Genomic DNA, 14,526 nt, shown 5'->3' with positions numbered 1-14,526 from the left:
AAATCCAGATCCGCATCGCCATCATGAACCGCTTCTCGGCCCTTGGCAGGGCCGAGATCAAGGCCGTCCGCTGAAGATTGCGGGAAAGGGGGCAGTCATGCCCGAGGCTGCTTTGTGCAACATCGCCGGCTGGGACTGCCCTGATTCAATGACTTCTATGGCAGACCGGTCCAAATTCGGCTTAAAAGGACGAGCGAAAGATCGATCGCCGGCTCATAGCGGCGAGTCTCGGGCACAAGGACGGCCAGTGTAGTGTCGAGCGGCATGCCCTCGACCACGACGAGCCCGTTCGCCTGCTTCTCGTAGAGCGCGATCGACTCGCGGCACAAGCTCAGCCCCACGCCCGAACGTACCATAGCCAGCATGGATGGCTCCTGATCGACCAGCGCCACGCGGTTCTGCTCCGCCCCAGTCTCGCGGAACCGGCGCTCCAGCAGGCGATGATGCACCGAAGCCGGCGGCGTGCCGACCCAAGGCAGTTCGGCGAGCCCGGCCCAGCCAAGGCCGGCGACCCGCCGCTCCCAGCCCGCGGGGGCAATCACGAGGTAGCGAAAGCGTGTCAGCGTTTGATGATGGAACGGCGCCCCTTGCACCGGCATATCAGCCAATGATTCGTCCAGCATGAAACCCATGTCGATCTCGCCGCGCTGCAATCGCACCGGAACGTCGCCGCTCATTCCATGAACCAACTCGGCCTGCAATCCGGGCGCGGCTTCGAGCAACTCCGCAAGGAAGCGGCCCAGCCGGATGAAGTCCGGATCGACGATGGTCCCGATGCGCAGCGTCCCACTGAGCGTGCCGGTCATGCGACGGGCCGCGTGGCTGAACTCCTCCACCGCCTCAAGCACACGCTCGGCCTTTTTCAAGAGCGTCTCGCCATCGCGCGTGAGCTCGAGCCCGCGGGCGGTGCGCCGGAACAGTACCAGCCCTGTGTACTCGGAGAGCCGCTTGAGCTGAAGGCTCACAGCGGGCTGGGTCAGGTGCAGCAACGCCGCCGCGCGCGAGACGTTGCCCTCGCGTGCCACGGTGACGAAGGAGTGCAGGCTCCGCAGATCTGCCGGGTGCTTCATGAGTTCTGCTTATAATGCCTTGCGCCATTAGTCATTGGATTTCGAGCCGCGCTTGCCGCATCGCTTATCGCGAGGAGACGGAGGGGCGGTGACGACCGGCGCAGCAAGAGCCGGTCAGAGCGCGCCTCCCCTAGAGGGGAGAATCCAGATGCCGCGCGATCCGTTCGACTACATCATTGTGGGGGCCGGCTCGGCGGGCTGCCTTTTGGCCAATCGGCTCAGCCGCGATCCGGCGAAACGCGTGCTGCTGCTCGAAGCCGGCAAGCGCGATAACCACCCGTGGATCCACATTCCCGTGGGCTATCTCTACTGCATCGGCAACCCGCGCACCGACTGGCTCTACCAGACCGCCCCCGAGGCCGGGCTGAACGGGCGGAGCTTGCGCTATCCGCGTGGCAAGGGGCTTGGCGGCTGCTCCTCGATCAACGGCATGATCTACATGCGGGGTCAGGCGCGCGATTACGACAACTGGGCCCGGCTCACCGGAGATGACGACTGGAGCTGGGAGAGGTCCCTGCCCGACTTCATGGCGCATGAGGACCACCACCGCCGCGATGGCGGCGCCGATCCCGAGACCGGGCACAACGGGCGGTTTTCGGACCTGCACGGGCATGGCGGGGAATGGCGGGTCGAGAAGCAGCGCCTGCGCTGGGACGTGCTGGAGGATTTCGCCACTGCCGCCACGCAGGCGGGCGTGCCGCGCACCGAGGATTTCAACACCGGCGACAACGCGGGCGTCGGCTATTTCGACGTGAACCAGAAGAACGGCTGGCGCTGGAACGCGGCCAAGGCTTTTTTGCGCCCTGCGAAATCGCGGCCCAACCTGGAAATCTGGACTGAAAGTCAGGTCGAGCGGCTGATCTTCGAGACCACGCCCCAAGGCGCCACGCGCTGCGCCGGCGCGGTCGTCCGGCGCGCCGGCGATGCGATGACGGTGCGCGCGCGCGGCGAGGTCATCCTCTCGGCGGGTGCGATCGGCTCGCCGCAGATCCTGCAGCTGTCGGGCGTGGGCCCCGCCGATCAGGCGAAGGCGCATGGCATCGAGGTGCTGCGCGACCTGCCCGGCGTGGGCGAGAACCTGCAGGATCATCTGCAGATCCGCGCCGTCTACAAGGTCAAGGACGCCAAGACGCTGAACACGCTGGCAGGCAACATCTTCGGCAAGGCGCGGATCGGCTTGGAGTACGCCCTTCGCCGCACCGGCCCGATGAGCATGTCGCCAAGCCAGCTCGGCGCCTTCACCCGATCCGACCCGCAGCGCCCGCATGCCAATCTCGAATACCACGTGCAGCCCCTGAGCCTCGACGCCTTCGGCGAGGATCTGCACGCCTTCCCGGCGATCACGGCCAGCGTGTGCAACCTCAACCCCACGAGCCGGGGCCGGGTGCGCATCCGCTCGAACCGCTTCGACGATGCGCCCGAAATCGCGCCGAACTACCTCGCCACCGACGAGGACCGCCACGTGGCGGCGCAGAGCCTGCGACAGGTGCGCGAGATCGTTTCGCAGCCAGCGATGGCGAAATACGAGCCCGAGGAATGGAAGCCCGGGCCCCAGTACCAGACCGACGAGGAACTCGCGCGGCTCGCGGGTGACATCGCCAACACGATCTTCCACCCCGTCGGCACCGCCAAGATGGGCCGTGAGGACGATCCCATGGCGGTGGTCGACACCCGGCTCAAGGTGCGCGGGATCGAGGCGCTCCGGGTGGTGGATGCGAGCGTCATGCCCGAGATCACCAGCGGCAACACCAGCGCGCCGGTGATGATGATCGCCGAAAAGGCCGCGCGCTGGATACTCGAAGAGGCGTGAGCCGCATCCGGGGAGGGATGCGCCACGACAATCGCCCGGATCCATATCCGGGCACATCCATGGGGGAGGAACCTATGCGACATTCGAACGAGGGCGACGACCGGCTGGACCTGCGGGTCTTTGTGCCGTCGCTGGCGGTGCTGGCCGGCGTCTGCCTGCCGCTGATCCTGTTTCCCGAGGCCGGACCGGCGGCGATCAGCGCGGCCTTCGCCTTCGCCACCGGCAATTTCGGCTGGCTCTACCTGCTGGCCGGGCTCGGTACGGTGCTGTTCCTGATCGGGCTGGCCATGAGCCGCTATGGCAATGTGCGTCTGGGCCGCCCCGACGAGCGGCCCGAGTTCTCCTATTTCAGCTGGATCGCAATGATCTTCTGCGGCGGCATCGGCATCGCCATCGTCAACTGGGCCTGGGTCGAGCCGATCTACTACATGCAGGGTCCGCCGTTTGGCGTGGCGCCGATGTCGGCCGAGGCCGCCGAATGGGCGCTGACCTACGGCCAGTTTCACTGGGGCCTGACGCCTTGGGCCTTCTATTGCCTGCCCGCCCTGCCCATCGCCTATTCGATGTATGTCCGCCGCCAGCCCGGCGTGCGGCTCTCGGTGGCGGCGCGCGGCATCTTGGGGCGGCATTCCGACGGCTGGATCGGCGTGGCGCTCGACGCGGTGGTGGTGTTCGGCGTGGTGGGCGGCGTTGGCACCTCGCTGGGCCTCGCGGTGCCGCTGGTCTCGCAGCTTGTAGGCGGGCTGTTCGGCGTCGCCCCCTCGCTCGGGCTCGACCTTGCGATCCTCGGCCTCTGGACCGTGATCTTCGGCGGCAGCGTCTGGTTCGGCCTGTCGCGCGGCATCCGGCTCCTGTCGGACGCCAACGTGGTGCTGGCCATCCTGCTCTTGGGCTTCACCTTTCTCGCCGGGCCGACGCTGTTCATGATCAACGGCAGGACCAACAGCCTCGGGCAGATGGCGACCAACTTCCTGACCATGAGCATGTGGACCGACCCGGTCACCGGATCGAGCTTCTCGCGCGACTGGACCGTGTTCTACTGGGCCTGGTGGATCGCCTATGCGCCGATGATGGGGCTCTTCGTGGCACGCATCTCGCGCGGCCGCACGATCCGCGAGCTGATCGTGGCCGAGCTGGTCTGGGGCTCTTTGGGCTGCTGGGTGTTCTTCGCGGTCTGGGGCGGCTACGCGCTCGACCTGCAGATCTCGGGCGCACTCGACGTGAGCGCCGTGCTGAGTGCCGAAGGCATCCCCGCCACCGTGCAGGCGATCCTTGGCACCCTGCCCTTCTCGGGTCTCGTGACGGCGGGTTTCGTGGCCCTGTGCTTCATCTTCCTTGCCACCACGCTCGACAGCGCGGCCTACGTGCTGGCGTCGGTCACCTCGCGCAGCCTCTCGGGCTATCAGGAGCCCAAGCGGTCTATCCGCATCGTCTGGGCGCTGATCCTGGCGCTGGTCGGCATCGCGCTGATCCAGCTTGGCGGGCTGAAACCGGTGCAGACCTCGACCATCGTGGTGGCGCTGCCGCTGATCCCGGTTCTGGGGCTTCTGACATGGTCGCTGATGCGCTGGCTTCGCGAGGATTTCGGCACCGACCCGCGCCGTGACCATCTCGTGATCGACACACCCGCCGAATAGCGGCGATCCTTCGAGGGCCGGCCATCGGTCGGCCCCATCCAACCCATTTCACCCGGAGGGAAGCGTCATGACCCGCGATCCGAATTCCAAGCTGCCCCTCGCCGGCGTCAAGGTCGTCGATTTCGGCCAGTACATCGCGGGCCCGGCCGTCGCGATGATCCTCGGCGATCTCGGCGCCACCGTGGTGCATATTGACCCGCCAGATGGCCCGCTCTGGCACAGCCCGGCTAACGCCACGCTGGGCCGGGGCAAACTCACCATCCGTCTTGACCTGAAGACCGATGAGGGGCTCGCACAGGCCCGCGCGCTGGCGGCCGAGGCCGACATCCTCGTCGAGAGCTTCCGCCCCGGCACCATGGCGCGGCTCGGGCTCGACCCCGAAGAGCTGTGCCGCGAGCATCCGGCGCTGATCGCCGTCTCGATCCCGGGCTTCGCCTCGAACGACGAGCTGCGCCGCGACTGGCGCGCCTATGAGAGCGTCATTGCCGCGACCTCGGGCGTCTTCACCGACATGGGCCTCAACCGTGTGCTGATGGGGATCAACCCGTCGTTCTCGCCGCTGCCGCTGGCTTCGGCCTATGGCACGATGCTCGCGGCCTCGGCCGTGGTTCTGGCGCTGCAGGCGCGCGAGCGCACGGGCCTCGGCGAGCGGATCGAGGTGCCGCTCGCGGCGGCGGTGATGGAGGGGCTGACCTATAATTCGATCCGCATCGAGAACCTGCCCGAGCGCTACAAGACCCAGCGCGAGCAGGAGATCGAGCGGCGCCGGATCGAGGGGCTGCCGATGAACCTCGGCTATGACGAACTTCAGGAGCTGCTCGACCCGTTCTACCGCAGCTACATGTGCAAGGACGGGCGGATGTTCTACGTCGTCTGCCCGAGCCACAAGAACCACGCCAAACGCTGCCTGCAGACGCTGGGCATCCATGACGAGCTGGTGGCCGAGGGGCTGGGCGAGGAGGAGGACACCTACAAGCCGGTCTCGGAATGGGCCTCGGACGTCTCGCTTGGCGTCTATCCCCTGCCCAAGCACTGGGCCGACCGGATCGCCGCGCGCATGAAGGAGGTCTTCATGACGCGTACCGCCAAGGAATGGGAAAAGATCTTCGGCAAGCGCCGCTTTCCCGGCGCGCCGCAGCGCTGGCTGCAGGAATGGATCAACGATGATCACGCCGAGACCGCCGGTCTGATGATCGAGGTCGAGGACCCTGAATACGGCACCATGACCCAGCCCGGCCCGATGGTCTGGCTGGAGGAGAGCGCCGAGGAGACGCTGACGCCCGCGCCGCGCCGCGAGGTCGATTTCGACACCGCGCTCTCGGCGCTGGCGGCGCTGCCCACCATCCTGCCCGCCCCAACCGATCCGGCCAATCGCGGCGGTTGGCTCGACGGCGTGCGCGTGCTCGATCTGTGCAACGTCATCGCCGGGCCGCATTCGGTCTCCTACCTCGCCCGCTTCGGCGCCGAGGTGATCAAGCTCGACCCCGCCAAGCCCTTCTACGATTGCTGGAATACGGTGATCTTCGGCCTGTCCCATATGCGCGGCAAACGCTCGGTGTTGGCCGATATCCGCAGCCCGGAGGGGCGCGAGGTGCTGGAGCGGCTGGTGAAATCGGTTGACGTCGTGGTCTGGAATGCGCCCGACAGCCAGATCAAGGCGATGGGCCTCGACGCGGCGGGCCTGCGCGCGATGAACCCCGACGCGGTGTTCTGCCAGCTCGACTGTTTCAGCGGACCGAGACGCGGACCGCGCACCGACTATGTCGGCTATGACGACCTCGTGCAGGCCGCGACCGGCATCATGCTGCGCTTCGGTGGTACGATGGAGACGCCCGAGGAGCACGCCCATGTTGGCACGATCGACGTGATGTGCGGCTTTGGCGGCGCGCTCGGCGTGGCGGCGGCGCTCTACCAGAAGGCGCGCACGGGCCGTGCCGGCCGCGCCCGCACCTCGCTCTCGGCGCTCAGCGGGCTGGCGCAGATGCCGTTCTGCTACGACTACCTCAAGCGCGGGCTGTTCAACGAGCCTTCGGGCCGCGAGGCCTTGGGCTTCGACGAGCTGTCGCGCTTCTACTATACCGCTGATGGTTTCCTGCTGCTGAGCGCCTACGAGGCCGACCTCGTGCGCTTCGAGACGGTCGAGGGGCTCAAGGGCTTTTCGCGCGTCCCAGCGGACAAGCGCGCCATCTTCCTCGCCGGCGCCTTCCTGCAGGCCAGCGCCGCCGACTGGGTCGAGCGGCTGCAGGAGGCCGATATCGGCGCCGCGGTCTGCGAAAACCTCGAAGGCATCCGCTCCTACAACAGCCGCCCCGCGGACGGCACACCGGGGCTCGACCAAGGCAGCTATTCCTTCTCGATCCATGCCGACCACCCGAGCGGCCACGAGGTGACCCAGCTCGACCCCTACGCCGTGCGCCCCGCGCGCAGCGCCGTGCGCGCCCTGCCCTGCGCCGAGAAATACGGCGCCTCGACCCGCGAGGTGCTGGGCGAGATGGGGTTCGGGACCGACGAGATCGAGCAGATGATCGAGACCGGCGCGATCAGCGACAGCTGGAGCCGGGAGTATCTGCCAAGTTAAACTGACAGGGGCGGGCCGATCCCGCCCCTGATCCATTCGAATTGACATTATCAAGACGATCAGTCTAAATGTAATCATGCCGGATGTTGTTCCCCTCAAAAAGCGCCGGGGCCGCCCCCCGAAATCGGGGCGCGAGGCCACGGAGACCCGCGCCGCGCTTCTGCGTACGGCGATGGAGATTGGCACCGAGAAGGGGTTTTCCGGTGTCGGGCTGGACGAAATGCTCAAGGCCGTCGGCGTCCCCAAGGGATCCTTCTACCACTGGTTCGACAGCAAAGAGGCCTTCGGCCTTGCTGTCATCGACACCTATGGGCGGTATTTCGCGGGCAAGCTGGACCGTCATTTCGGGAACGTCGAACTGACCCCGCGCCAGCGGCTGCAGGCCTTTTTCGACGATGCGCGGCGGGGCATGGCGCGACATGATTTCACGCGCGGTTGCCTCGTAGGCAATCTCGGGCAGGAGATCGCGCTGCTGCCGGGGTCGTTCCGGCAGGCGCTGATCGATACCTTCCTCGATTGGGAGGCCCGCACTGAGGCCTGCCTGCGCACGGGTGTCGAAGCGGGCGAGTTCCGCGCCGATCTCGACTGCGCCCGTCAGGCCAAGACCTTCTGGATCGGATGGGAGGGGGCAGTGCTGCGAGCCAAGCTTGAACGACAGGCCGCCCCACTCGACGCCTTCGCCACGACTTTCCTCCAACAGATCGAGGCTTGATAATGTCGCCAACGGAAGACACCGCGCTCTCCTCGCGTCATAATAGAGACGATCGGTCCAAAAGATCGGAGCGGTTCGACGGGCTACTGGTGTGTGATGACGGCAAGGGAGGCCGCGCCGTCTCGGTGGAGCGGCTGAGCGCAGACCAGCTGCCTGAGGGCGACGTTACGGTGCAGGTCGAATGGTCGTGCCTGAACTACAAGGACGCGCTCGGCATCACCGGGAGCGGGCCGATCCTGCGCCGCCTGCCCATGGTGCCCGGCGTCGATTTCGCCGGCACGGTGACCCAAAGTGCGTCGCCGGAGGTCGCGATCGGCGACCGGGTGATCCTGAACGGCTGGGGCGTGGGCGAAACGCGCTGGGGCGGTTTCGCGAAGCTGGCCCGTGTCGAGGGCGCATGGCTCACCCCCTGCCCTGCCGATATGAGCCCACGCGCGGCCATGAGCCTCGGGACGGCCGGCTACACGGCCATGCTGTGCGTGCAGGCCTTGCGCGACTGCGGCCTGACGCCCTCGGGCGGCCCGGTTCTCGTGACTGGCGCCAGCGGCGGCGTTGGATCAGTCGCCGTGCTCCTGCTCAAGGCGCTCGGCCACGAGGTAACGGCCGTGACCAGCCGCAGCACGGAGAAGCTCTATCTGCTCGACGAGCTCGGCGCCGACAGCGTGATCGGGCCCGACGACATCAATCCCGGCCGCCGCCCCTTCGGCAAGCCGCTCTGGAGCGGCGTGATCGATGTCTGCGGCGGTGACATCCTCACACAGGCCTGCGCGGCGACCCGATATGGCGGCACCGTGGCCGCCTGCGGGCTGGCGGCGGCGGCCGAGTTCAGTTCGAGTGTCATGCCCTTCATCCTGCGCGGCGTGGGGCTTTTGGGCATCGACAGCGTGATGCGACCTCAGGAGGACCGAATTCGCGCCTGGGAGGAGTTGGCCCTGCTCCTGCCGCAGGGCCTGACGGGTCCGATGACGCGGGAGATCGGCCTTCACGAGCTGACCTGCGCCAGCGAGGCGCTCTTGGACCGCCAGCTGCGCGGGCGGACCGTGGTGCGCCTCGATGCCTGAGCCACAAAGAAACCGGCCTCGGAACCGCACGCGGGAGGCGCGTGGACCGGGCGCATCAAGGGAGGAGACAGACATGGCAGCCACGGCTGAACGACCCCCAAAGAAGGGGCCGCTGGACGGCATCACCGTCCTCGATTTTTCACGGGTGCTGGCGGGGCCCTATTGCACCATGGTGCTTGCCGACATGGGCGCGCGGGTCATCAAGGTCGAGCGGTTTGGAACGGGCGACGACACCCGCGCCTTCGGCCCCTTCGTCGAGGATGAATCCGCCTATTTCATGTGCTTCAACCGCGGCAAGGAGAGCATCACGCTCGATGTCAAATCGCCGCGCGACCGCGACCTTCTGGAGCGGCTGCTCGACGAGGCCGACGTGCTGGTGGAAAATTTCCGCCCCGGCGTGATGGAGCGGTTGGGCTACGGGCCCGAGCGACTGGCCAAGACGCATCCGCATATCGTCTACGCCTCGGTCTCGGGTTTCGGTCACAGCGGGCCGTTCTCGGAACTCCCCGGCTACGACATGGTGGTGCAGGCGATGGGCGGCGTGATGAGCCTGACCGGCTGGCCCGATGGCCGCCCCGCCCGCGTCGGCACGAGCTTCGGCGATCTCGGCGCGGCGCTCTTCACCGTCATCGGTATCGTCTCGGCGCTGTATGGTCGCACTAGGGACGCGCAGGGCGCGCGGGTCGACATCGGCATGCTCGATTGCCAGGCGGCGCTGATGGAGACGGCGCTGGCCCGCTACGACGTGGAGGGCGTGGTGCCCACCCGTACCGGCGACAGTCACCCCTCGCTCGCGCCGTTTGAAAGCTTCGAGACCGAGGATGAGCGGCTCGTCATCGCGGCGGGCAACGACCAGCTGTTCCTGCTGATGGCGGACGCCATCGGCGCACCCCGCCTCGCGCTCGATCCGCGCTTCATCAGCAACGACCTGCGCTGCCGCAACCGCCCCGAGATGGTGGCGTCGATCGAGGCGGTGACCCGCACCCGACCGGCGGCGCACTGGATCGAATTGTTGAACGAGGCGGGCGTGCCCTGCGCCCCGATCAACACCATCGACCGGCTGCTCGACCATCCGCAGCTGCTTGCGCGCGACATGATCGTGCAGGTGCGCGGCCAAGGCGGCAGGACGCTGCGCACCGCCGGCAACCCGATCAAGATGACCGGCTACGAGGCGTTCGACCCGGCGGTGCCGCTGCGCGCCCCCGGTCTTGGCGAACACCGCGCCGCCATCCTGAACGAGTTAGGTCGCCTCAGCGGCGCCTACAGCCCGGCCGTCACATCGGAGCAGACCGATGCCGACCCGGCCGACGACACGAGATCGGCCGCCCCGCCCGTTCTGCGCGCCGTCGACACCGAAACCGCCAAGACCGCCTGAGGAGCCGAAGCCATGAGCACCAAGACCAAGACCGACCCCAAGATCGCCGCCACGGCGGACACCGCCGCCCCTGTCTCTGCCGATGAAACGACCATTCTTGTCGAACGGCGCGGCAATATCGGATTGATCACCCTGAACCGCCCCAAGGCGCTCAATGCGCTGAACCGTCAGCTCGCCGCCGAGACGGTCGCCGCGTTGCGCGACTTCGACGCCGACGAGCGCATCGGCGCGATCGTCCTGACCGGATCACCGCGCGCCTTCGCCGCCGGCGCCGACATCGAGGAGATGGCGACGGTTCGCTTCACCGACTTTTACATGGATGACTTTCTCGCCGCTTGGGACGGGCTGCGCGGCGTCTCCAAGCCCATCGTCGCGGCGGTGGCGGGCTATGCCTTGGGCGGCGGTTGCGAGCTTGCGCTGATGTGCGACATCGTCATCGCCTCGGAGGACGCCCAGTTCGGTCAGCCTGAGATCAAGCTCGGCATCCTGCCGGGTATCGGCGGATCGCAAAGGATCGCGCGCTCCGCCGGAAAGGCCCTCGCAATGGATCTCGTGCTGACCGGGCGCAACATGGACGCGCGCGAGGCCAAGGCCGCAGGGCTGGTATCGCGCGTGGTGCCGGCAGATCAGCTGCTGCACGAGGCGATCGAAACCGCGCATGTGATCGCGGGCTACAACGCGCCTTCGGTCAAGATGGCGAAGGAGGCGGTCAACCGCGCCTTCGAGACGCCGCTGGCCGAGGGGCTGCGCGCCGAGCGCCTGTTGTTTCAGGCCGCCTTCGCCACCGAGGGCCAGAAGGAGGGCATGGAGGCTTTCGTCGCCAAGCGGGCACCGGTGTTTCGCGGGCGCTGACACAAGCAGGGATGCGCGTCACCCGCGCCGCATCCCTGCCAGGATGGCGTGCCCCCTCCCGCACCAGTTCGAACCTGTGGGTTCGGTGGTCGCCCGTACAGTAGGGGCCGCGTGTTTCAACACGAGTTCCGACGGACGGTTACGCGCAGCCGAGAATGACAGATCAGATGAGTTCGTAGGCCTACCCAACTCCTGTCGCGTTCTCCTGCCATTCCCCTTCGAAATCGCGCGGCACCAGCAGGTTGTGCGGGTCCAGATCGGCCACGGCGCGCTTACCGCAGAGCGCCATGGTGAGTGCCCGGCAACTCAGCCTCGAAGGGCGGCATCGCGCAATTGACCAAGTCGCTCATCATCGCTTGGGCAAAGGAGGGTATCCGCGTCAACGCCATCGCGCCGGGCTGGATCCGCACGCCACTCACGGCAGCGCCGCAATCAGACCCGGACCGTGCCGTACCGATCTTGGCCCGTACGCCGCTGGGCAAATGGGGCGATGGAGCGAGCCCGAGAATCTGACGGGCCTACCGATGTTCCTCTGCACGCCGCTGTCCGGGTTCATGTCCGGCACGGGGGTGCCGGTCGATGGCGGCTATGCCATCGCGTAGCCAAGCGACCCTATGCCATCTGGCGGGGCACTGTACGTGGCGTTGCGCCCCTGCTCACCTCCGATAGATAGCTTCGAACCCGGATCCAGACTATGATCTCGGCTTCTCGAATTTTGGCTGGTCAAATTTTCTGAGGTGAAGAGATGCACATTATATCTTTGCTGGTTTCGACCGTCGGCATCGCACGACCGGGCTTTCGGCCAGTGCCCAAGGACCAAGCTTCGATTGCAACAAAGCGCAGACGGCTACTGAGCGAGCCATCTGTTCCTCCGGTGGGCTCTCTGCCTTGGAACCCGCCCGCGCGGGCGGTGAGGTCTATCGCATCACACACCGATCCGGGCCGCGGACCCTGGTCTGCGGTAGCGAGAGGACCGGCTACGTAAGTTTTTGGCAGCATGCGCTAGGTGAACTGGTGCTGAACGTATTTTGGGACCGAGATGTCCCCCCAAACCACCCGAAGCAAGAGCCAACGCAGGCCTTACCGGATCGGTGTATCATGTCATTCTACGCGCGCTGAATGTCTACCAAACAGAACTGGCAGCTAGACTTGGCCCGGTTTCCCAAATTTTCCGAAAGACTGGCTGGCATTCGGCCCAGAGCATCGGTAATTGGGTTGCCTCACCGGCGAGGTTGAGCTCCCGTTAGGATCGAAAGATCCGAATGAAGGGAGTGACTGATGGATTACTATGCTGGACTGGACGTGTCGCTGCGCAGCTGCGCGCTGTGCATCGTCGACGAGAAGGGATCGGTCCGCCTCGAGCGTGAGCTGCCCTGTGAAATTGAAGCGATTGCCGGCGCCTTGGCGGATTTCCCCAATCCGGTGGCCAGGGTCGGTTTCGAAGCGGGGACGATGAGCCAGCACCTCTACTTCGGACTTCGGGACCGGGGTTTCGATGTCGTCTGCATGGAAGCGCGGCAGGTCAATGCGGCCCTCTCGGCCATGCGCAACAAGACGGATCGCAACGACGCGCGAGGCATCGCCCAGGTCCTGCGGACCGGCTGGTTCAGCCCGGTCCATATGAAGAGCCGGGAGTCGCACGGTGTCCGCGCCCTCCTGAGCACGCGGCGCGCGTTGCTCTCCAAGACCATCGACCTTGCAAACGAGGCCCGGGGGCTGCTGAAGATCTTCGGCATCCGCCTGCCGTCCAGCGTCAGCCACGGGCGCTTCGACGAGGTCGCACGCGGCCTGGTGGAGATGGACGAGGTCCTGGCCCATGCGATGCTGCCTTTGCTCGACGCCCGCCGGGCGCTCTACGACCAGTTCCTCGAACTGGACCGCAGGGTGAAGCGGGCGGCGAGCCGCGACGAGATCTGCCTGCGAATGATGACGGTGCCCGGGGTCGGGCCGATCGCGGCTCTGACGTTCAAGGCGGCGGTCGACGATCCGGCACGGTTCAGGAAGTCGCGGACCGTTGCCGCACACTTCGGATTGACGCCGAGGCGATATCAGTCCGGAGAAACAGACAACCCGGGCCGCATCTCGAAGGCTGGTGATCGCGACGTCCGATCGACGCTTTATGCGGCCGCCAATGCGCACCAAGGGCCGGCGCCGCGCTGTCGTCGCCGTGGCTCGCAAGCTTGCGGTCATCCTCCATCGCCTCTGGATCGATGGGACCCAGTTCCGTCCGACCGTCGAGGAGGCTGCAACATGATCTGACACCCTCTCGATGGACCGACGGGATCGTCCTCACCGGACGAGGTTCGTGGATGAAGCCGAAAATGTCTGCTGCGCCAACAAAGCGCGTCTCAAAGCAAGGCTCTCCACTGCCGATCCGACGAATGCTTGCAGCGGCGCTCGAGCGACCAGACTGCGAAGAGAAGCGTGACCCGGATGAGCGACATCGATCCCAGGATGCAAGGAAGAGGAGCTTGACCCACACGCCCAATTAGAGAAGCTGACCTTCGGCTGATCGCAAATGCCGCGGAGCGGCATTCGCAAAGCGGATCTCCACGCCTTGCGGCATCGGGCCGCGCAACCCCCAGGGACCCATTCAGAACAACCAGAGGCGCCGGCAGGACCGAACCAGCCGACGCCGAGGTCTTCAACCCTTGCCGTGGGCGAGGTCCGTGAGCTTCAGCACGTTGCGCTGGAACAGGAACAGCCCGCCACCAATGCTCAGCCCGATGAGATCGGTGACCAGCCCGGCATCGAGCATTCCGAGCGCCCCGCAGATCAGCAGTGCCCGTGCTATCCAGCCGATCCGGCCGAAGAACCAGCCGATGATCCCGGACGACAGCAGGTAGATGCCGAACAGCGCCGAGATCGTCACATGGATGGTGTCGAGCCAACCGCCCTGCATCAGCAGAGCGTCCGAGAAGAAGAACATGTAGGGCACCACGAAAGCCGCGAGGCCAATGCGGAAGCTCTCGACGCTGGTCTTCATCGGGTCCGACTGTGCAAGCGCCGCGCCAGCATAGGCGGCGAGCGCCACCGGCGGCGTGATCGCCGACATCACCGCGAAGTAGAAGATGAAGAAATGCGCGGTCAGCGGCTCCACCCCGAGGTTGATGAGGCTCGGCGCAATGACCGAGGCCGCCACCGCGTAGGCGGCGGTGGTGGGCATGCCCATGCCGAGGATGATCGCGACAATCATCGAAAACATCATTGCCAGAAGCTGCGATTGATCGGCGATTCCGAGAAGCAGCGCTGAGAAGCGCGTGCCGATGCCGGTCAGCGCGATGACCCCGACGATGATCCCGGACGCCGCGCAGACCGCGACGAGCTGGAGCACCATGCGCGCGCCGATGTCGAGTGCGTGAAAGAGCTGCTTCGGCCCCATGCGGTTCGGCGTGAGCCAGGACACCACGGCGGCGGTGATCATCGCCAGC

Annotated in this window: 10 protein-coding genes and 1 pseudogene; 9 read left to right on the top strand and 2 right to left on the bottom strand. The window is 66.4% G+C overall.

Going from position 1 to position 14,526, the window contains the following annotated elements:
* Positions 1-155: 155 nt before the first annotated feature.
* Complete coding sequence (locus ACJASC_RS17330; protein WP_415147103.1) at positions 156-1,070, bottom strand: LysR family transcriptional regulator; 915 nt, start codon at positions 1,068-1,070, stop codon at positions 156-158.
* Positions 1,071-1,218: 148 nt separating this feature from the next.
* Here ACJASC_RS17330 and ACJASC_RS17325 point away from each other — a divergent pair, with 148 nt between their 5' ends.
* From ACJASC_RS17325 to ACJASC_RS17285, 9 genes and pseudogenes are all read left to right on the top strand, one after another.
* A complete protein-coding gene (locus ACJASC_RS17325) occupies positions 1,219-2,880 on the top strand; it encodes a GMC family oxidoreductase (protein ID WP_415147102.1) in 1,662 nt (553 codons plus the stop codon).
* 74 nt (positions 2,881-2,954) lie between these two features.
* Positions 2,955-4,517, top strand: coding sequence for a BCCT family transporter (locus tag ACJASC_RS17320; RefSeq protein WP_415147101.1), 1,563 nt, complete (start codon positions 2,955-2,957; stop codon positions 4,515-4,517).
* Between the two features lie 67 nt (positions 4,518-4,584).
* A complete protein-coding gene (locus ACJASC_RS17315; RefSeq protein ID WP_021695383.1) occupies positions 4,585-7,095 on the top strand; it encodes a CoA transferase in 2,511 nt (836 codons plus the stop codon).
* Between the two features lie 76 nt (positions 7,096-7,171).
* Positions 7,172-7,807: an acrylate utilization transcriptional regulator AcuR gene (gene acuR / locus ACJASC_RS17310; RefSeq protein WP_415147100.1), complete on the top strand. Its 636-nt coding sequence runs from the start codon at positions 7,172-7,174 to the stop codon at positions 7,805-7,807.
* A gap of 2 nt (positions 7,808-7,809) precedes the next feature.
* Positions 7,810-8,868 carry an MDR family oxidoreductase gene (locus ACJASC_RS17305; protein ID WP_415147099.1) on the top strand — a complete coding sequence of 353 codons (1,059 nt, stop codon included), beginning with the start codon at positions 7,810-7,812 and terminating at the stop codon, positions 8,866-8,868.
* Positions 8,869-8,941: 73 nt separating this feature from the next.
* Positions 8,942-10,243, top strand: coding sequence for a CaiB/BaiF CoA transferase family protein (locus ACJASC_RS17300; protein WP_415147098.1), 1,302 nt, complete (start codon positions 8,942-8,944; stop codon positions 10,241-10,243).
* 12 nt (positions 10,244-10,255) lie between these two features.
* Positions 10,256-11,095 (top strand): enoyl-CoA hydratase, encoded by an 840-nt coding sequence (locus tag ACJASC_RS17295; RefSeq protein WP_415147097.1) that lies wholly within the window; start codon positions 10,256-10,258, stop codon positions 11,093-11,095.
* A gap of 294 nt (positions 11,096-11,389) precedes the next feature.
* Positions 11,390-11,608, top strand: a complete 219-nt coding sequence (locus ACJASC_RS17290; RefSeq protein ID WP_415147096.1) for an SDR family oxidoreductase — start codon at positions 11,390-11,392, stop codon at positions 11,606-11,608.
* 765 nt (positions 11,609-12,373) lie between these two features.
* A pseudogene (locus ACJASC_RS17285) lies at positions 12,374-13,349 on the top strand (IS110 family RNA-guided transposase).
* 390 nt (positions 13,350-13,739) lie between these two features.
* Here the strand turns inward: ACJASC_RS17285 and ACJASC_RS17280 are convergent.
* Positions 13,740-14,526: TRAP transporter large permease subunit (locus ACJASC_RS17280; RefSeq protein ID WP_415147095.1), on the bottom strand; the 787-nt coding region annotated here is incomplete at its 5' end.

The sequence above is a fragment of the Limimaricola cinnabarinus genome (genome assembly GCF_047631075.1).
GTDB lineage: Bacteria > Pseudomonadota > Alphaproteobacteria > Rhodobacterales > Rhodobacteraceae > Limimaricola > Limimaricola cinnabarinus.
The sequence above is the reverse complement of the archived record's forward strand: the minus strand, read 5'-3'. Positions and strand labels throughout refer to the sequence as shown.